This window comes from Pseudomonas sp. BF-B-15, from assembly GCF_019946675.1.
Lineage (GTDB): Bacteria > Pseudomonadota > Gammaproteobacteria > Pseudomonadales > Pseudomonadaceae > Aquipseudomonas > Aquipseudomonas migulae.
In genome coordinates this window covers 22,374-39,596 of the sequence record NZ_JAGYFZ010000054.1, presented here as the reverse complement: position 1 = coordinate 39,596, position 17,223 = coordinate 22,374, and the positions used below count along the sequence as shown (strand labels likewise).

Sequence of the window (17,223 nt, the reverse complement as noted above, 5' to 3'; positions counted from 1 at the left end):
ACATAAATGTTGGATGTTAAGACGCTTTCGCGGGCAAGCCTCGCTCCTACAGGGCCGTGTGTGTTTCAGCGGTAGTCGTCCACCGGGACACACGCGCAAAACAGGTTCCGGTCGCCGTAGACGTTATCGACACGATTCACCACCGGCCAATACTTATGCGCCTTGGTGTGCGCGTCCGGCGTGACGCCCTGTTCGATGGTGTAGGGCCGCTCCCAAACCCCAGTGATGTCGGCCAAGGTGTGCGGCGCCCGTTTCAGCGGATTGTCTTCCGCCGGCCAATTGCCGTTTTGCACTTCGGTGATTTCCGCGCGGATACTCAGCATCGCCCCGATAAAGCGGTCCAGTTCCGCCTTCGACTCACTTTCGGTCGGCTCGACCATCAAGGTGCCCGGCACCGGAAAGGACATGGTCGGCGCATGAAAGCCGTAGTCCATCAGGCGCTTGGCGACGTCCTCTTCGCTGATGCCGGTCAGCACTTTGAGCGGTCGCAGATCAAGGATGCATTCGTGGGCCACACGCTCGTTACGCCCGGTGTAGAGCACCGGGAACGCCCCCGACAAATGCTGCGCCAGATAATTCGCGGCAAGGATCGCCACTTCACTGGCGTCCGCCAGTTGCGGCCCCATCATCGCGATGTACATCCAGCTGATCGGCAGAATGCTCGCGCTGCCCCAGGGCGCTGCGCTGACTGCGCCGTTCTCCGGCAGCGGGCCGTCAATCGCCACTACCGGGTGGTTGGCCACGAACGGCGCCAGGTGCGCCCGCACGCCAATCGGCCCCATGCCGGGCCCGCCACCGCCGTGGGGAATGCAGAAAGTCTTGTGCAAATTCATATGGGAAACGTCGGCACCAATGTCCGCCGGCCGCGCCAACCCGACTTGTGCATTGAGGTTGGCGCCATCCATGTACACCTGACCGCCGTGACTGTGGATAACTTCACAGATCTCGCTGATGCCTTCCTCGTACACGCCGTGGGTCGAAGGATACGTCGCCATCAGGCAGGCGAGTTTGTCGCCCGCTTCGGCAGCCTTGCCTTTCAGATCTTCCAGATCGACGTTGCCCGCCTCGTCACATTCGACGATCACCACGCGCATTCCGGCCATCTGCGCTGAAGCGGGGTTGGTGCCGTGGGCCGAGGACGGGATCAGGCAGATATCCCGCCCGCCTTGATGCCGACTCTCGTGGTATTTGCGAATCGCCAGCAACCCGGCGTACTCGCCCTGGGCACCCGAGTTGGGCTGCATGCAGATCGCATCGAAACCAGTGATCGCGCAGAGCCAGCGCTCCAGCTCTTCGATCATCAGCGTATAACCGGCCGCCTGCTCTTTCGGCACAAAGGGGTGCAAGTTGGCGAATTGCGGCCAGGTGATGGGGATCATTTCGCTGGTGGCGTTGAGCTTCATGGTGCAAGAGCCGAGCGGAATCATCGATTGATTGAGCGCCAGGTCCTTGTTCTCCAATTGCTTGAGGTAACGCAGCATCTCGGTTTCGCTGTGATGGGCGCTGAACACCGGATGACGCAAGTAAGGCGAAGTGCGCAGCAGCCCGTCAGGAATGCCGGAAGGCAGGGTTTCAGCGTCCAGTTCGTCGACGTTGAGCCCGTGATCGGCACCCAGGAAGACATCGAACAATTTCGCCACGGTACTTTCGTCAGAGGTTTCGTCGAGGCTGAGGCCCAATTGCCCGCGCCCCAGAATCCGCAGGTTGATCTGCGCGGCCTGCGCGCTTTCGATGATCGCGGTTTGAGTGCCACCGACTTCCAGCGTCAACGTGTCGAAGAAGTGTTTGTTCAGGCGGGTGATACCACGACGCTCCAGACCCGCGGCGAGGATGCAGGTCAGCCGGTGAACACGCTGGGCAATCTGCTTCAGCCCCTCCGGACCGTGGTAGACCGCGTAGAAACTGGCGATATTGGCCAGCAGCACTTGGGCGGTGCAGATGTTCGAGTTGGCCTTCTCCCGGCGGATGTGTTGCTCACGGGTTTGCAGGGCCATGCGCAACGCAATGTTGCCACGCGCGTCTTTCGAGACGCCGATGATCCGCCCCGGAATCGCACGTTTGTATTCATCGCGACTGGCAAAAAACGCCGCGTGGGGGCCGCCGTAACCCATGGGCACGCCAAACCGCTGGGACGAGCCGAACACCACGTCGGCACCCAACTCTCCCGGCGGCGTCAGCAACAGCAGGCTCAGCAGATCGGTGGCGACGCAGGCCAGGGCTTGCTGGGCGTGCAGGTGATCAATCCACGGACGCAGGTCGCGAATCTCGCCGTGGGTATCGGGATACTGCAACAGCGCGCCGAACACCTGGTGCTGTTTCAAGTTATCCACAGCGTCGATGATCAGCTCGAAACCGAAACCTGCGGCCCGGGTCTGCACCACGGAGATGGTCTGCGGATGACAGTTTTCATCGACGAAGAACAGATTGCTCCTGGACTTGGCGACACGCTTGGCCAGGGCCATGGCTTCCGCCGCCGCCGTGGCCTCGTCCAGCAGCGAGGCATTGGCCAGTTCCAGGCCCGTGAGGTCGATGGTCAATTGCTGGAAGTTCAGCAGCGCTTCGAGCCGACCCTGGGCGATCTCGGGTTGATACGGCGTGTAGGCGGTGTACCAACCGGGGTTTTCCAGGACATTGCGCAAAATGACGGTCGGCGTCAGCGTGCCGTGGTAGCCCATGCCGATCAGGCTGGTCCAGACCTGGTTCTGCTCGGCGTAGCCCCGCAGCTTGGCCAGCGCGGCCTGTTCGTCGAGGGCGGGTGGCAGGTCTAGCGCCCGGTTAAGGCGGATTCCCGGCGGCACCGTCTGCTCGATCAGCTCGACGCGGCTACCAACGCCGAGGCTGTCGAGCATCGCCTGCTGCTCGGCGGCATCGGGCCCGAGGTGACGGCGGAGGAAGGCATTGGGATCGCGTAACTGGCTCAAGGACGGCAACTGGGACATGACGGGCTCTCTCTTGACTGGCGCTCAACGTCGATGCAACACGGTCAAACCAGCATAGCTCCCCTGCGCGCGGCATGGCGTCTTTGGACGCGGCCCGTCCCTGATGCATATAAAACACGCCAAGACTTTTAGGCTATTTCATTTCAGCGATATATACATCGCCGATAGTTATAAATAGTTATCCTTACTCGCCAAAAATAAAACTCTACATAAGTACCCGCACAACGGCGCTTGCAAATAGGTGAAAAACCAACACTTATTAAAACAGCCAAACTCTTAAAAAAACCAATCGCGATAGATAGAATCAAACCATAGCCAATAGATCTATAGCACAATAATCCGCATGCTATGTTTGTTGAGGACTGGGCAACGGAACCAAAAAGCCACTACCCAGTTACAAACAACCCAAGCTACGCTTTATTCGAAATGGAGTTCAAAAATGAGCCAGCAAATAATCTTGTTCATCGAAGAAGATCAACTGATTGCCCAAAAAGAAAACGGCTACAGCCTTTATCTAGCTAAAAAAGTAAATGAAGATTTTACTGTTATCTGGCAATCAAAAGGCGCGGTGGCCACCACCCGCAATCCTAGCTATCAGTACAAAAACACGTTCGATATCACGACACCGTCCTTCAATGTCAACTTTACGAACGATTCGGTCAAACAAGGTGATGTCACCTTTACCTCCGGTGGGAAAAACCTGCCCATCACTACCGGCCAAACGACAACGCTGGATGAATACGGTGTTTTTTCACCGGCCAAAAACGGCGGCGTGAAATCAGAGGTTCTTATCAACAACCAACTGAAAGGCAATCCCCACGAGATACTGCTGGATTCCAAGGGCAATAATATCTGGGTCAATCGCGCGAGCGGCATGAACATCGGTACCGCTACGCTGACACCATTAGACCAATACCAACTGTGGTTCGGAAACCTTCAACAAACAGGCTCGCTGATTGCCCAAAATCTATCCAATCCCTATGTGGCAACCTTGAGGGCTGGAGACAGCTTCATCCTCACCTATAACAACGAAGGCGACTGGGTGACTGGCGAGCCGGCCAAACGCCTCAGCGACAAGGAAGTCGCGGAGTTGCATGCCAAGGTAGCCAAGGTAGAGAGCAGAATAGCGGCATAGTATGGAGGGCGAATCGAGCACCGTTTGCACAATGGACTGGAAGCATTTCCTCTTACCGTAGACAGTCTTGAACGCGCAAACATGTTCAAAAAACCCTGTAAATCCTGGATCTACAGGGTTTTTTATTGACAGTACAAACGCCACAGCGAATCAGGTGAGCCTGGAAGCCCGCCATGAAATACTCCGCTGGATGAATGGAAAACAGCCATGAGCGAACAGCAAATTATTGTTTATATCGAAGAGGCACAACTGATCGCCCAAAAAACCAACAACTACAGTTTTTACCTTGCAAAAATGGTAAATAACAGCTTTACCGTCATATGGTCAGCAAGGCTCCCCAAAGCCACAACAAACAATCCAAGTTATCAATACAAAAATACATTCGACATATCCACCCCCTCTTTCATGGTCAACTTTACAAACACTCCAATACAAGAAGGCGATATTACATTTACTTCAGGAGGTAAAAATCGCCCCATCAGTACGGGGCAAAAAACGACACTAAATGAATATGGTGTATTCAGCCCCCCTACAAATGGCGGTGTCCCTGGAGATGTTTTAATCAACAACCAATTGCCAGCCAATCCTCGGGAAATCTTGCTGGATTCCAAAGGTTATTGTATTTGGGTGAACTGTTCAGGTGGCATGAGTCTCGGTGCAACCACCATGACGCCAAAAAATCAGTTTCAACTATGGTTTGGCCCGGCCCAGGCGGCGGGTTCTTTAATCCCACGCAATGTATCCAACCCTTACGTCGTCACGGTCAATGACGGAGAAACCAAAACGATCACTTACAACGACAGTGGTGTTTGGGTTCCCGGCGAACCGGCAGTACTTCTGACAGCAGACCAAATAACGGCGCTTCACGCCAGGGTAGACAAAGCGGTAGCAATGGCGACATGAATGGTCAGCAAGACTTCACCGCACGGCATTAAACGAAAAACGCCGCGTTCTCCAGGCAAGGAAAACGCGGCGTTCTTGTAGCGGATCCGCTTTTGGCGATGTTTACTCGCCGATGGCGGCCTTGTAGCCAGCCGCATCAAGCAGCTTGTCCAGATCGGCGGTGTTGCTTGGCTTGAGCTTGAAGATCCAGGCACCGTACGGGTCGGAGTTGAGCAGTTCCGGATTGGCGCTCAGCTCTTCGTTGATCGCAATCACTTCACCGGCAACCGGGGAGTAGATGTCGGACGCAGCTTTGACCGACTCAACCACGCCGGATTGATCACCAGCTGCAAAGACGTTTCCTACTTCAGTCAGCTCAACGAACACCACATCGCCCAAGGCTTCCTGAGCGTGATCGCTGATGCCCACAGTGACGGTGCCATCGGCTTCCAGACGGGCCCATTCGTGACTTTCGGCAAAACGCAGGTCGGCAGGGATATCGCTCATATTCTGTGTCCTCAAGAAAATTGTCAGCGGTCGTTGCCCGCCAGAAAAGGTTAAATCAAGGTTTTGCCATGGCGTACGAAGGTCGGTTTGACCACTCGGACCGGGTACCACTTGCCACGGATTTCCACTTCTGCGCGGTCGGCAGTCGCCATTGGCACGCGCGCCAGTGCAATCGACTTGCTAAGCGTAGGAGAGAAACTACCACTGGTGATCTCTCCTTCGCCAACATTGGCGATGCGGACCACCTGATGAGCGCGCAAAACCCCACGCTCCTCAAGGACCAGCCCCACCAGTTTGTGCTGCACGCCGCCTGCCCGTTCAGCTTCCAGAGCGCCCCGGCCGATGAACTGGCGAGAGGCCGGCTCCCAGGCAATGCTCCAGGCCATGTTCGAGGCCAGCGGCGAAACATCTTGATGAATGTCCTGACCGTACAGGTTCATGCCGGCTTCGACACGCAGCGTATCCCGTGCGCCAAGGCCAATCGGCGAGATGCCTGCACCCACCAGATCGTTGAAGAAACCTGGCGCCTGACTGGCCGGCAAAATGATTTCCAGACCGTCTTCGCCGGTGTAGCCGGTGCGTGCGATGAACCAGTCACCGTCAGGCTGGCCTTCGAACGGCTTGAGCAACTGGATCAGGTTGCCGCGAGACTGGGTGACCAGTTCGGAGATTTTGTGTCGGGCATGCGGGCCTTGAATGGCCAGCATCGCCAGCTCGGAGCGCTCGTTGAGCTGCACATCGAAGCCGTCGAGGTGCGCCTGCATCCACGCCAGGTCTTGATCGCGGGTGGAGGCGTTGACCACCAGGCGATAACCGTCCTCGAGGCGATAGACGATCATGTCGTCGACGATGCCGCCACGTTCATTGAGCATGGTGCTGTACAAGGCACGGCCGGGGCTGTGCAGGCGTTCGACGTCGTTGGCCAGCAAATGCTGGAGCCAGGCCTTGGCCTGCCCGCCGCTGACATCGATCACGGTCATGTGGGATACATCGAAAACCCCGCAATCGCGGCGCACCTGATGGTGTTCCTCGACCTGCGAGCCGTAATGCAGAGGCATATCCCAACCGCCAAAATCGACCATCTTCGCGCCGAGGGCGAGATGAAGGTCATACAGAGGCGTACGCTGTCCCATGGGTTTCTCCTTCCGGGCGTGGCGAAGGTGCGGGCCGGTGCTGCACGGAGTGAACGCCTTGAAATAGAAGGCTTTCAGCCGATTTCAGCTACCGGGTCTGTAGGACGGACCGCACCGAATGCCGCGCATTGTAGCCTCAAGGTGTAGGACTGACACCTAGGTGTTTCGATGCGCTGAACGTCGAATCAATCCGATGACCGGTAACAGCCCGACCAAAACCAGGGTCAGCGCCGGCAATGACGCCCTCGCCCACTCGCCCTCGCTGGTCATTTCGAAGATGCGTACCGCCAGCGTATCCCAGCCAAACGGGCGCATCAGCAGGGTCGCGGGCATTTCCTTGAGCACATCGACGAACACCAGCAACGCAGCGCTCAATGTGCCGGGCAGCAATAACGGCAGATACACTTTGAAAAACAGTCGCGGACCACCGACCCCAAGGCTACGTGCCGCTTCGGGCAAAGATGGCCGTATACGCGCCAGGCTGTTTTCCAGTGGCCCGTAAGCCACCGCGATGAATCGCACCAGATAGGCCAGCAGCAAGGCCGACAGGCTGCCCAAAAGCAATGGCTTGCCGGCACCACCCAACCATCCCGACAGCGGAATCACCAGCTCGCGATCCAGATAACTGAACGCCAACATGATCGACACCGCCAACACCGAACCCGGTAGCGCATAGCCGAGATTGGCCAGGCTGACACCGGAGCGGATCGCCCGGGTCGGCGCCAGGCGCCGAGCAAATGCCAGCACCAGCGCAACGCTGACAGTAATCAGCGCCGCCATGCCGCCCAGATACAAGGTGTGGACGATCAGGCCGGTGTAACGCTCATCCAGGTCGAAACGCCCGCGCTGCCAGAACCACACCACCAATTGCAGCACCGGGATCACGAAGGCGCAGGCAAACACCAGACCGCACCAGCTCATCGCTGCCAGCGCTTTGAAGCCGCGCAGGTGATACAGCGCTTTGACCCGCGGTCGTTCATTGCTTGCGCGGTTGGCCCCGCGCGCGCGGCGCTCGCCGTACAGCACGACCATCACCACCAACAGCAACAGGCTGGCCAGTTGTGCGGCAGTCGAAAGGCTGAAGAAGCCGTACCAGGTTTTGTAGATCGCCGTCGTGAACGTGTCGAAGTTGAACACCGACACCGCACCGAAATCCGCCAGGGTTTCCATCAGCGCCAACGCCACACCCGCACCGATGGCCGGGCGTGCCATCGGCAACGCGACACGCCAGAACGCCTGCCACGGCGATTGCCCCAGGACTCGCGCCGCTTCCATCAGGCCTTTGCCTTGAGCGAGAAATGCCGTGCGCGCCAGCAGGTAGACGTAGGGATAGAAGACCAGTACCAGAACAAGGATGACGCCGCCGGTCGAGCGGACTCGCGGCAGTCGCAGGCCCGTGCCGAACCATTCGCGCATCAACGTTTGAACGGGACCGGCAAAATCCAGCAGCCCGACGAAAACAAACGCCAACACGTAGGCGGGAATCGCAAACGGCAGCATCAACGCCCAATCCAGCCAGCGCCGACCGGGGAATTCGCAGAGGCTGGTGAGCCAGGCGAGGCTGACACCCAGCAGCGTTACGCCGGCACCGACGCCAAGCACCAGGGTCAGCGTGTTGCCCAGCAACCGCGGCATCTGCGTGTCCCAGAGGTGGGACCAGATTTGATGATCGATGGTTTGCCAGGAGAGCAACAGAACGCTGAGGGGCAGCAAGACCAGCGCAGCGATGGCGAAGACCAGGGGATACCAGCGGCGTTGGGCGGGGTGGGCCAAGGAAAAGCTCTCCAGGGATGAAAATTACAACAGAAGCCCCTTGTAGGAGCGAGCCTGCTCGCGAAAAACGTCACGACACCGCGGACCGTCAGGCACCCCGCGTTATCGTTGACGTCTTTCGCGAGCAGGCTCGCTCCCACAGGGTCGGAGGCGCTTCGCGCAAAAACAAAACGCCCCGCATAGGCGGGGCGCAGTATATCGACAGACTCAGTTCCAGCCAGCCCGATCCATCATGCGAATCGCTTCAGCCTGACGTTTGCCAGCGACTTCCACCGGCAAGGTATCGGCGACGAACTTGCCCCAAGCGGCGACTTCCGCGGACGGCGCCACCGTAGGGTTGGCCGGGAATTCCTGGTTCACATCAGCGAAGATCTTCTGCGCCTCAGGCGTGGTCATCCACTCCACCAGCGCCTTGGCCGCTTCCGGGTGCGGCGCGTGCTTGGTCAGGCCAATGCCCGAAAGATTGACGTGTACGCCTCGATCAGCCTGATTCGGCCAGAACAGCTTCACCGCCAGGTCAGGCTTCTGCTTGTGCAGACGGCCGTAGTAGTAAGTGTTGACGATGCCGACGTCGCACTGGCCGGCGTTGATTGCTTCCAATACCGCGACATCATCGGAGAACACGTCGGTGGACAGGTTGTTGACCCAGCCTTTGAGGATCTTCTCGGTTTTCTCGGCGCCATTCACTTCGATCATGGTGGCGGTCAGTGACTGGTTGTAGACCTTCTTCGCCGTACGCAGGCACAGGCGGCCTTCCCAGTTCTTGTCGGCCAGACCTTCGTAAGTGCTCAACTCGCCCGGTTTCACCCGGTCGGTGGAGTACGCGATGGTCCGCGCCCGCAGGCTCAGGCCGGTCCAGGCATGAGAAGCCGCACGGTATTGCGGCGGGATGTTGGCGTCGATGGTTTTCGAAGTGAAAGGTTGCAGGATGCCCATCTGCTCGGCTTGCCACAGGTTGCCGGCATCGACGGTCAGCAGCAGGTCAGCGGTGGCGTTCTCGCCCTCGGCCTTGATGCGCTGCATCAGCGGGGCTTCCTTGTCGGTGATGAACTTCACCTGTACGCCGGTTTTCGCGGTGTAGGCGTCGAACACCGGTTTGATCAGCTCGTCGATACGCGAGGAGTAAACCACTACCTCGTCAGCGGCCTGGGCGACGGTGCTGCCGATCAGGGTCAGGGCGAGTGCTGTCAGTAGACGCTTCGGTGCCAACATGGGAGCGATCTCTCGATTCGAAAAGTGAGACCAAATGATAAGGACTCACATTTACCTTCTCAATCGAACAGTTTGCGGAGGAGTTACCAGATGTTGCATGGCTAGGGATGTGTAGCGGATGTGTCGACGCCTTCGCGGGCAAGCCTCGCTCCTACAGGTTTTGTGTTGTACGCCAATGTCGCGATCAACTCGAAACCTGTAGGAGCGAGGCTTGCCCGCGAAGAGGCCATCAGCCCCAGCGAACATGTCAGGCCTTGGCCAGAGCCGGCAAATCCCCGGTCAACCCCAACGCCTCACGCACAAACAACGCCTTGGCCTCCGGCATCTGCTCGACGATCTTCAACCCGGTATTACGCAACCAGCGCACCGGCAGCGGATCCGCCTGGAACAACCGCTCGAAGCCTTCCATCGCTGCCATCAACGCCAGGTTATGCGGCATGCGCCGACGCTCGTAACGGCTCAGCACTTTCGCATCCGCCAACCGCTCGCCCCGTTCGGCCGCTTGCAGCAGCACTTCAGCCAGCACCGCGGCATCCAGGAAACCGAGGTTCACCCCCTGCCCGGCCAACGGGTGAATGGTGTGCGCCGCGTCGCCGATCAGCGCCAGACCTTCGGCCACATACCGCTTGGCATGACGCTGGCGCAGCGGCACGCACAGACGTGGGTCGGCGCTCAGCACCGTGCCGAGCCGGCCTTCAAAGGCGCGTTCCAGTTCGAGGCAAAACGCTGTGTCGTCCAGCGCCATCAGCCGTTCGGCTTCGCTCGGCGTGGTCGACCAGACAATCGAACACCAATCCTGCTGACCGTCGCGCTCCAGTGGCAGAAACGCCAAGGGACCGTTGTCGGTGAAGCGCTGCCAGGCCGTCATTTGATGAGGCCTGGTGCTGCGCACACTGGTCACGATCGCATGGTGCAGATAATCCCACTCGCGCGTGGCCACCCCGGCCAGGCGCCGAACCGCCGAGTTGGCGCCATCCGCCGCAATCACCAGCGGCGCACGCAAGGTGCGGCCATCGGCGAGCGTCAGCAGCCAGTCATCGCCGGAGCGGCGCATCTGCTCCAGGCGCGCATTGGCCAGCATCCCGAGGTCGCAGTCGTGCAAACGGTCGAGCAAGGCGTCCTGAACCACGCGGTTCTCGACGATATGCCCGAGCACCTCGGCATGCACGCTGGCGGCGGAAAAGTGGATCTGCCCGGTGCCGCTGCCGTCCCAGACGTGCATGTCGGTGTACGGACTGCTGCGCCGGCTGGCGATGCCATCCCACACGCCGAGGCGTTCAAGAATCCGCTGGCTGGCCGCCGATAACGCGCTCACGCGCGGTTCGAACGGCGCTTGCCCGTCGAAGGGTTTGACGCTCATCGGGCTGCCGTCCAGCAGCAGGACTTCCAGCCCGCTGTCCTGTAACGCCAGCGCCAGGGCGCTGCCGACCATTCCGGCCCCGACAATCAGCAGATCTGCGCGCATGTCCATGCTTTAAGCCTGTCTCGCTTGCGGCTTGAGCCGCACGTAAAGGGTTTTCTGGACCCGCGCCACCAAGGTGCCGGCGCCGTCGTGGATATCGACCTGCAATTGCGGCAGGTATTTTTCGCCGTTCGCCGTTTGCCGGCGGACTTCGTCGAGCAAGGTCTCGTCGACCCTGAAGTTGGCGAACACCGGGCCTTTGCCCGGCGAGATGAAATCGATGTCTGCCGTTTTGTCCCAGACGATGTAGTTGCGTCCGAGGTTTTCCATCAGCATCAGCATGTAGAACGGATCGACCATCGAATACAGGCTGCCACCGAACTGCGTGCCGACGTAATTGCGGTTGTACCTGCCCAGCCCCATGGACACCGTGATGTCCCGAAAGTCATCGCTGATGTGCCGCACGCGAACCCCGGCGCCCAGGTACGGCGGGTAGAAGGTCATGATCCAACGCATCAACCGCGCTTTGCCGAACCTGCTCGTCAGCCACTTACGCATCGGGACGCGTACCCAGGCCCATGGCCTGTCGGGCGAACCAGCGCTTGGCCGGCGGCAGCAGATCGAGGCCGAGCAGGCCGATGTTACGGCCCAGCGAAACCAGCGGTTGAGTGCTGCCGAACAACCGCGTGACCTGATCGGAGAAGCCCACGGTCAGGTTCTGATCCATCCGCTGGCGTTCGCGGTAAGCCTGCAAGGTCGCGAAATCGCCGAGCGAGGTCTCGCTCGCCAGCAGCGCATCCGCCAACGCTTGCGCATCACGTAGCGACAGGTTGAAACCCTGGCCGGCAATGGGGTGCAGGCTGTGGGCGGCGTTGCCGAGGATCGCCAGATGCGGACGCACCTGCTCTTCGGCTTCGATCAGCGTCAACGGATAAAGATGCCGTGCGCCGACCTGTTTCAACGTGCCGAGGCGGTAACCGAACACGCCCTGCAATTCGCTGAGGAAACTGCGTTCATCCAGGGCCGCAAGCCGTTGCGCGTCCATGCCCAGACGGGTCCAGACCAATGCGCAACGATTTTCCGGCAACGGCAACAACGCCATCGGACCGTCGTCGGTGAAACGCTCGAACGCCATGCCGTTGTGCGCTTCGCTCGGGGTGATGTTGGCGATCAGCGCGCTCTGGTTGTACGGGCGCTTTTTGATGCCGATCCCCAGTTGCTCGCGCAGACCGGAACGGCCGCCATCAGCGAGCACTGCGAGGTCGCACTCCAGCATTGTTTCGTCGCTGAGGGTCAGGCGATAGCCGTCGGTCAACGGTTCCATGCGCGTGACTTCCGCCGGGCAGCGCCAGGTGACCACGTCCTTGTCCAGACCTTGCCAGAGGCATTGGCCAAGCCAGGCGTTTTCCACCACATAACCCAGCGCCGGCACGCCCTCTTCCATCGCCGACAAGCGTGCGGTGGAGAAACGGCCACGGTCGGAAACGTGAATCTGCTTTATCGGCTCGGCACGGCGGGAGATTTCCTGCCACACGCCCAACCGTTGATAAATCTGTTTGGCACCGTAGGACAACGCCGAAGAACGGGCGTCGTAGCTCGGTTGATAGGTGTGGCCGGGGGCAAACGGTTCGATCAGCACGATTTTCCAGCCGCGCGCCTTGGCTCCGGCCTGCAAGGCCAACGCCAGGCTGGCACCGACCAGGCCGCCACCGATAATTGCCAGATTGACTCGACTCATGCTGCTTTTGTCCGCGCTTGCGCCATCAAGGCTTCAATCTCGGCGACCGTTTTCGGCACGCCATTGGTCAGGATTTCACAGCCGGTTTTGGTGACCACGACGTCGTCCTCGATGCGCACGCCAATGCCGCGCCATTTCTTCGCTACGTTCTGGTTGTCCGGGGCGATGTAGATCCCCGGTTCCACGGTCAGCGCCATGCCGACTTCCAGCACGCGCCATTCGCCGCCGACCTTGTACTCGCCGACGTCATGCACATCCATGCCCAGCCAGTGGCCGGCGCGGTGCATGTAAAACGCTTTATAGGCTTCGCTGGCGATCAGTTCGTCGACGTTGCCCTGCAACAGGCCCAACTTCACAAGACCGGTGGTAATCACCCGGACCGTGGCTTCGTGCGCCTGATTCCAGTGTTTGTTCGGGGCGATTTCGGCAAAGGCTGCTTCCTGTGAAGCCAGCACCAACTCGTAGATCGCCTTCTGTTCCGCTGAATACTTGCCGTTGACCGGCCAGGTGCGCGTGATGTCGCTGGCGTAGCAGTCGATCTCGCAACCGGCGTCGATCAGTACCAGATCGCCGTCCTTGAGCACCGCGTCATTCTGCTGGTAATGCAGGATGCAGCTGTTGCGCCCCGCCGCGACGATCGAACCATACGCCGGCATCTTCGCCCCGCCCTTGCGGAACTCGTAATCAAGCTCGGCTTCAAGGCTGTACTCATGCAACCCGGCCCGACTGGCCTGCATCGCACGAATATGCGCCTGAGCGGAAATTCGCGCGGCTTCGCGCATCACCTTCACTTCTGCCGCCGATTTATACAGGCGCATGTCGTGCAGCAGATGATCCAGCGCAACGTATTCGTTCGGCGGCTGAGCGCCGAGGTGCGCCTTGGAGCGGATCACGTTGATCCATTCCATCAGGTGGCGATCGAATTCCGGGTTACTGCCCATGGCCGAATACACCCGGTCGCGTCCTTCGATCAGGCCCGGCAGGATGTCGTCGATGTCAGTGATGGGGAAAGCGTCGTCGGCTCCGAAGTCGCGGATCGCGCCTTCCTGACCGGCGCGCAGGCCGTCCCAGAGTTCTCGCTCGGCGTTGCGCTCACGGCAAAACAGCAGGTATTCGCCATGCTCACGACCCGGCATCAACACGATAACGGCTTGAGGTTCGGGGAAACCGCTGAGGTACTGGAAGTCGCTGTCCTGGCGGTAAACATGCTCGACGTCGCGGTTGCGGATGGCGACCGCGGCGGCGGGCAGAATAGCGATGCTGTTGGGTTCCATCTGCGCCATCAAGGCCTTGCGGCGACGGCTGTATTCCGATCTCGGGATATGAATCATGGGCAGATGGCTTTTCCTGGCTCGCGATTAATGCAACGACGGTTTGGTGGCAGCCGGCGCGTCTGGCTTGCGGGTTTCCGAGAACAGCAGCAGCGGCGCGACACGCAGGTACTCCATGACTTCCATGTAGTCGCTTTCGCCGTCGTCGGACTCTTCCAGCGCGTCTTGCACCTGGGAAATCGCCGCCAGATCCTGCAACACTTCGGTGGCCTCGGTGCTGAGCATACTGCTGTCGCGGCAGTTCAGGCCAAAACCGCTGAGGAAGCCCTGGCACCATTGGCCCAGTGCGGCGGCACGGTCAGCCAGCGGCGCGTCATCGGTCGGCAGCAGCAGAACGACGGTCACGTCGTCGCCGGTGAGTTCGCCCTTGACCATCTCTTGCAGGCCGATCAAGGCATTGCGAACGTTGTCTTGCGGCTCGCCTTCGAGCAGCTCGGCGGCATCGATCAGCCACTCTTCTGCATTGAAACCGGCACCGGCGCAACTGCGACCGAGCAGCAGGCCATGCAGTTCGGCAGGCGAGACGTTGTGACCGCTGGAAGTCAGCAGGGTGGCGAAGGCTTGGTACGGAGAATTCTGAATGGGCATGGGCAGCTAGGCGCCAGACGGCGCTATGTCTAGAATGAAGGCCTTGTATCCTACATCGACTACCCCTGTAGGAGCGAGCTTGCTCGCGATGAACCCGAGAACGCCGCTGGGTGTCAGGGACCCAGCGTTATCGTTGGCGACCATCGCGAGCAAGCTCGCTCCTACGGTTCAACACCCATCAGACATTTCAGTGGACACAATGGAAGACACCGACCTGCAAGCGCTGATGGCCAGACTCGAACTGCTAATTGATCGGGTCGAGCAACTTAAGAGTCAAAATGGACTCCTACTAGCTCAGGAAAAAACCTGGCGCGAGGAACGCGCTCACCTCATTGAAAAGAACGAAATCGCCCGGCGTAAGGTCGAATCGATGATTTCGCGCCTCAAGGCCCTGGAGCAAGACTCATGAGTTCAAGCAATAGCGTCACCGTGCAGATCCTCGACAAAGAATATTCGATCATTTGCCCCCAGGAAGAGCGCAGCAACCTGGTGAGCGCCGCCCGTTACCTGGACGGCAAGATGCGCGAGATCCGCAGTAGCGGCAAAGTCATCGGCGCAGATCGCATCGCCGTGATGGCTGCGCTGAACATTACGCACGACCTTCTGCACAAGGAAGAACGGCCGGATGTACAGGTCAGCGGTTCGACCCGCGAGCAGGTGCGCGACCTGCTGGATCGCGTCGATCTGGTGCTCGCCACCGATCCAGACGTCACCAAGGGCTGATTCGTCCGACCGCTTGGGTTATACTCGCAACACTCCCTGGGGTGCTTGCCAGTTGACCACGTCCCTGAGCCGATTCGCACTACCCTGGAGGCTGCACGTTGGGCTGGTGTGCATGTCCGCTAGACGGAAAGCCTTAAAGCCTACTGCATCTTCCACCTTGAACTTTCGGGTTCAAGGGCTAAGTCAGCAGCGGTTCATCCGGGGAGCCTGATTCCAGTCCGATGCCGGTTTAAATACCGGCATCGGCTTTTTTACGGGTACGCTTTGTGTACCCGCACTGCCGAAGCCCGAATCCATGACCGAACCTGCGCTGCTGCCCCGCCCGCAACTTCGACGCATGCTGCGCAAGGCCCGCCGCGCACTGACAGCCAGTCAGCAGCGCCAGGCCGCTCGCGGGTTGTACAAGCAATTGGCCCAGCAGCCGTTGTTTCGCCGCGCCAAACATATCTCGCTCTATTTACCCACCGACGGTGAAATCGATCCGCGCCTGTTGCTGCGCGCCGCGCAACGTCGGGGCAAGGCGACTTACCTGCCGGTGCTCAGCGCCTGGCCGCGAACCAAAATGGTGTTCCAGCGGATTCGCCCCGGCGAAAAGCTCCAACCCAATCGCTTCCGTATTCTCGAACCCAGACACAACCTCGCCCGACAACGCAAAGTCTGGGCGCTCGATCTGGTGCTGTTGCCGCTCGTGGGGTTCGACGATGTCGGTGGCCGACTCGGCATGGGTGGTGGTTTCTACGACCGGAGCCTGGCGTATCTGGCGCGGCGGAAAAACTGGCGCAAGCCGACGCTATTGGGGCTGGCCCATGAATGTCAGAAGGTCGGAAGACTGGCTCAGGCGAGCTGGGATGTGCCGTTGCAAGGAACGGTTACAGACAAGGCGTGGTATTTCGCAGACTAGACGCCACTCGAATCAGCGGCGTCGAAAAGACAGGTTCAGCGCTTGAAGGCTGACGGCTGTTGTTGCTGCGCGATTTCAATCGGCGCATCGGTCTTGTTGCTCCACAAGCTTTGGGCATAGCCAGTGGTCACGACGCCAAGGCCGAACAAAATAACCAAAATCCATAGTAAATCCGGTTTGCGTTTCATCGATTGCCCCCCAAAGGCACATCAATACGATGACAGCAGCGGTTTCCGTTGTAGGTGTAGGCCGTGCAGCAGCGTCAAGCTTAGAAGGCCGGCATTTTGCGACAACGTGAACCGACACGCAAACGCTGGCGTCAACCGACCGTCGGTTTGTCATAAAATCGCCCGACAACTTGTCCACCTGACTCGCAAGGAGCAAAAACCATGGCCTATTGGCTGATGAAATCCGAGCCCGACGAGCTCTCGATCAAAGGCCTGGAGAAGCTCGGCAAAGCGCGCTGGGATGGGGTTCGCAACTATCAGGCGCGTAACTTTTTGCGTGCGATGGCGGTCGGCGACGAGTTCTTCTTCTATCACTCCAGCTGCCCGGAGCCCGGGATTGCCGGGATCGGGAAGATTGTCGAAGCGGCGTATCCGGACCCGACGGCACTGGAGCCGGAGAGTCATTATTACGACCCGAAGGCCAGCGCCGAGAAAAACGCCTGGAGCGCGATTGATGTCGCGCATGTGGAGACGTTTTCCAGGGTGCTGAAGCTGGATTATTTGAAGCAGCAGACGGCGCTGGCGGAGATGCCGCTGGTGCAGAAGGGTTCGCGGTTGTCGGTGATGCCTGTGACGGCCGAACAGTGGGCGGCGGTGATTGCACTGCGCTGAAATGTATCTGGTGCGCACGCTTTTGTAGGAGCCGGCTTGCCGGCGATGGCGGCTTCAGGGTGTGTACTTTGTAGGAGCCAGGCTTGCTGGCGATGGCGTTTTTTAGGGCGCTATCGCCAG

17 protein-coding genes and 1 other RNA gene are annotated in these 17,223 nt (G+C 59.5%); 7 read left to right on the top strand and 11 right to left on the bottom strand.

Annotated features, from left to right (window positions below):
* Nucleotides 1–65 precede the first annotated feature (65 nt).
* Complete coding sequence (gene gcvP, locus KGA97_RS18030) at nucleotides 66–2,939, bottom strand: aminomethyl-transferring glycine dehydrogenase (RefSeq protein ID WP_223481195.1); 2,874 nt, start codon at nucleotides 2,937–2,939, stop codon at nucleotides 66–68.
* Between the two features lie 439 nt (nucleotides 2,940–3,378).
* On the opposite strand from gcvP, the gene KGA97_RS18025 reads away from it, so the two are divergent.
* Complete coding sequence (locus KGA97_RS18025) at nucleotides 3,379–4,074, top strand: hypothetical protein (protein ID WP_223481194.1); 696 nt, start codon at nucleotides 3,379–3,381, stop codon at nucleotides 4,072–4,074.
* 207 nt (nucleotides 4,075–4,281) lie between these two features.
* Nucleotides 4,282–4,977, top strand: coding sequence for a hypothetical protein (locus KGA97_RS18020; protein ID WP_223481193.1), 696 nt, complete (start codon nucleotides 4,282–4,284; stop codon nucleotides 4,975–4,977).
* Between the two features lie 102 nt (nucleotides 4,978–5,079).
* Here KGA97_RS18020 and gcvH read toward each other — a convergent pair whose 3' ends face one another.
* The 9 genes from gcvH to KGA97_RS17975 form a co-directional block, all read right to left on the bottom strand.
* Nucleotides 5,080–5,463, bottom strand: a complete 384-nt coding sequence (gene gcvH / locus KGA97_RS18015) for a glycine cleavage system protein GcvH (RefSeq protein ID WP_008040704.1) — start codon at nucleotides 5,461–5,463, stop codon at nucleotides 5,080–5,082.
* Between the two features lie 50 nt (nucleotides 5,464–5,513).
* Nucleotides 5,514–6,596 (bottom strand): glycine cleavage system aminomethyltransferase GcvT, encoded by a 1,083-nt coding sequence (gene gcvT, locus KGA97_RS18010; protein WP_008040703.1) that lies wholly within the window; start codon nucleotides 6,594–6,596, stop codon nucleotides 5,514–5,516.
* A 156-nt stretch (nucleotides 6,597–6,752) separates the two neighbouring features.
* Nucleotides 6,753–8,369 (bottom strand): ABC transporter permease, encoded by a 1,617-nt coding sequence (locus KGA97_RS18005; protein ID WP_008024249.1) that lies wholly within the window; start codon nucleotides 8,367–8,369, stop codon nucleotides 6,753–6,755.
* A 207-nt stretch (nucleotides 8,370–8,576) separates the two neighbouring features.
* Nucleotides 8,577–9,581, bottom strand: a complete 1,005-nt coding sequence (locus tag KGA97_RS18000) for an extracellular solute-binding protein (RefSeq protein ID WP_192227501.1) — start codon at nucleotides 9,579–9,581, stop codon at nucleotides 8,577–8,579.
* Nucleotides 9,582–9,828: 247 nt separating this feature from the next.
* Nucleotides 9,829–11,046, bottom strand: coding sequence for a 2-octaprenyl-3-methyl-6-methoxy-1,4-benzoquinol hydroxylase (locus tag KGA97_RS17995; RefSeq protein ID WP_177318868.1), 1,218 nt, complete (start codon nucleotides 11,044–11,046; stop codon nucleotides 9,829–9,831).
* A gap of 9 nt (nucleotides 11,047–11,055) precedes the next feature.
* On the bottom strand, nucleotides 11,056–11,541 hold the full coding sequence (locus tag KGA97_RS17990) for a DUF4442 domain-containing protein (protein WP_008040698.1): 486 nt from the start codon (nucleotides 11,539–11,541) through the stop codon (nucleotides 11,056–11,058).
* On the bottom strand, nucleotides 11,534–12,721 hold the full coding sequence (ubiH, locus tag KGA97_RS17985) for a 2-octaprenyl-6-methoxyphenyl hydroxylase (RefSeq protein ID WP_008024259.1): 1,188 nt from the start codon (nucleotides 12,719–12,721) through the stop codon (nucleotides 11,534–11,536). Before ubiH ends, KGA97_RS17990 begins: the two co-directional genes overlap by 8 nt.
* On the bottom strand, nucleotides 12,718–14,052 hold the full coding sequence (gene pepP / locus KGA97_RS17980) for a Xaa-Pro aminopeptidase (protein WP_223481192.1): 1,335 nt from the start codon (nucleotides 14,050–14,052) through the stop codon (nucleotides 12,718–12,720). Before pepP ends, ubiH begins: the two co-directional genes overlap by 4 nt.
* A 27-nt stretch (nucleotides 14,053–14,079) precedes the next feature.
* A complete protein-coding gene (locus KGA97_RS17975) occupies nucleotides 14,080–14,640 on the bottom strand; it encodes a YecA family protein (protein ID WP_223481191.1) in 561 nt (186 codons plus the stop codon).
* A 199-nt stretch (nucleotides 14,641–14,839) separates the two neighbouring features.
* On the opposite strand from KGA97_RS17975, the gene KGA97_RS17970 reads away from it, so the two are divergent.
* From KGA97_RS17970 to KGA97_RS17955, 4 genes are all read left to right on the top strand, one after another.
* Nucleotides 14,840–15,049 carry a TIGR02449 family protein gene (locus KGA97_RS17970; RefSeq protein ID WP_003177365.1) on the top strand — a complete coding sequence of 70 codons (210 nt, stop codon included), beginning with the start codon at nucleotides 14,840–14,842 and terminating at the stop codon, nucleotides 15,047–15,049.
* Entirely contained in the window at nucleotides 15,046–15,363 is a 318-nt protein-coding gene (locus tag KGA97_RS17965; protein ID WP_008024266.1) for a cell division protein ZapA, read from the top strand. The genes KGA97_RS17970 and KGA97_RS17965 overlap by 4 nt, the downstream gene beginning before the upstream one ends.
* 30 nt (nucleotides 15,364–15,393) lie before the next feature.
* A non-coding RNA gene (gene ssrS / locus KGA97_RS17960) (6S RNA) lies at nucleotides 15,394–15,572 on the top strand.
* Nucleotides 15,573–15,658: 86 nt separating this feature from the next.
* The gene (locus KGA97_RS17955; protein WP_008024267.1) at nucleotides 15,659–16,264 is read left to right on the top strand and encodes a 5-formyltetrahydrofolate cyclo-ligase; all 606 of its coding nucleotides are present in this window, start codon (nucleotides 15,659–15,661) and stop codon (nucleotides 16,262–16,264) included.
* 35 nt (nucleotides 16,265–16,299) lie between these two features.
* Here the strand turns inward: KGA97_RS17955 and KGA97_RS17950 are convergent, their stop codons facing one another.
* Nucleotides 16,300–16,452 (bottom strand): hypothetical protein, encoded by a 153-nt coding sequence (locus KGA97_RS17950; protein WP_008024268.1) that lies wholly within the window; start codon nucleotides 16,450–16,452, stop codon nucleotides 16,300–16,302.
* A gap of 201 nt (nucleotides 16,453–16,653) precedes the next feature.
* On the opposite strand from KGA97_RS17950, the gene KGA97_RS17945 reads away from it, so the two are divergent.
* Nucleotides 16,654–17,103, top strand: a complete 450-nt coding sequence (locus tag KGA97_RS17945; RefSeq protein WP_008024269.1) for an EVE domain-containing protein — start codon at nucleotides 16,654–16,656, stop codon at nucleotides 17,101–17,103.
* Nucleotides 17,104–17,223 lie beyond the last annotated feature (120 nt).

What these genes read in the sequence shown, in the direction of transcription:
- KGA97_RS17990 (WP_008040698.1), bottom strand. Translation starts at nt 11,541, where the DNA reads ATGCGTAAGTGGCTGACGAGCAGGTTCGGCAAAGCGCGGTTGATGCGT.
- gcvP (WP_223481195.1), bottom strand. Translation starts at nt 2,939, where the DNA reads ATGTCCCAGTTGCCGTCCTTGAGCCAGTTACGCGATCCCAATGCCTTC.
- gcvT (WP_008040703.1), bottom strand. Translation starts at nt 6,596, where the DNA reads ATGGGACAGCGTACGCCTCTGTATGACCTTCATCTCGCCCTCGGCGCG.
- KGA97_RS17975 (WP_223481191.1), bottom strand. Translation starts at nt 14,640, where the DNA reads ATGCCCATTCAGAATTCTCCGTACCAAGCCTTCGCCACCCTGCTGACT.
- KGA97_RS17955 (WP_008024267.1), top strand. Translation starts at nt 15,659, where the DNA reads ATGACCGAACCTGCGCTGCTGCCCCGCCCGCAACTTCGACGCATGCTG.
- KGA97_RS17950 (WP_008024268.1), bottom strand. Translation starts at nt 16,452, where the DNA reads ATGAAACGCAAACCGGATTTACTATGGATTTTGGTTATTTTGTTCGGC.
- pepP (WP_223481192.1), bottom strand. Translation starts at nt 14,052, where the DNA reads ATGATTCATATCCCGAGATCGGAATACAGCCGTCGCCGCAAGGCCTTG.
- KGA97_RS17945 (WP_008024269.1), top strand. Translation starts at nt 16,654, where the DNA reads ATGGCCTATTGGCTGATGAAATCCGAGCCCGACGAGCTCTCGATCAAA.
- KGA97_RS18000 (WP_192227501.1), bottom strand. Translation starts at nt 9,581, where the DNA reads ATGTTGGCACCGAAGCGTCTACTGACAGCACTCGCCCTGACCCTGATC.
- KGA97_RS18020 (WP_223481193.1), top strand. Translation starts at nt 4,282, where the DNA reads ATGAGCGAACAGCAAATTATTGTTTATATCGAAGAGGCACAACTGATC.
- gcvH (WP_008040704.1), bottom strand. Translation starts at nt 5,463, where the DNA reads ATGAGCGATATCCCTGCCGACCTGCGTTTTGCCGAAAGTCACGAATGG.
- ubiH (WP_008024259.1), bottom strand. Translation starts at nt 12,721, where the DNA reads ATGAGTCGAGTCAATCTGGCAATTATCGGTGGCGGCCTGGTCGGTGCC.
- KGA97_RS18025 (WP_223481194.1), top strand. Translation starts at nt 3,379, where the DNA reads ATGAGCCAGCAAATAATCTTGTTCATCGAAGAAGATCAACTGATTGCC.
- KGA97_RS17995 (WP_177318868.1), bottom strand. Translation starts at nt 11,046, where the DNA reads ATGCGCGCAGATCTGCTGATTGTCGGGGCCGGAATGGTCGGCAGCGCC.
- KGA97_RS17970 (WP_003177365.1), top strand. Translation starts at nt 14,840, where the DNA reads ATGGAAGACACCGACCTGCAAGCGCTGATGGCCAGACTCGAACTGCTA.
- KGA97_RS17965 (WP_008024266.1), top strand. Translation starts at nt 15,046, where the DNA reads ATGAGTTCAAGCAATAGCGTCACCGTGCAGATCCTCGACAAAGAATAT.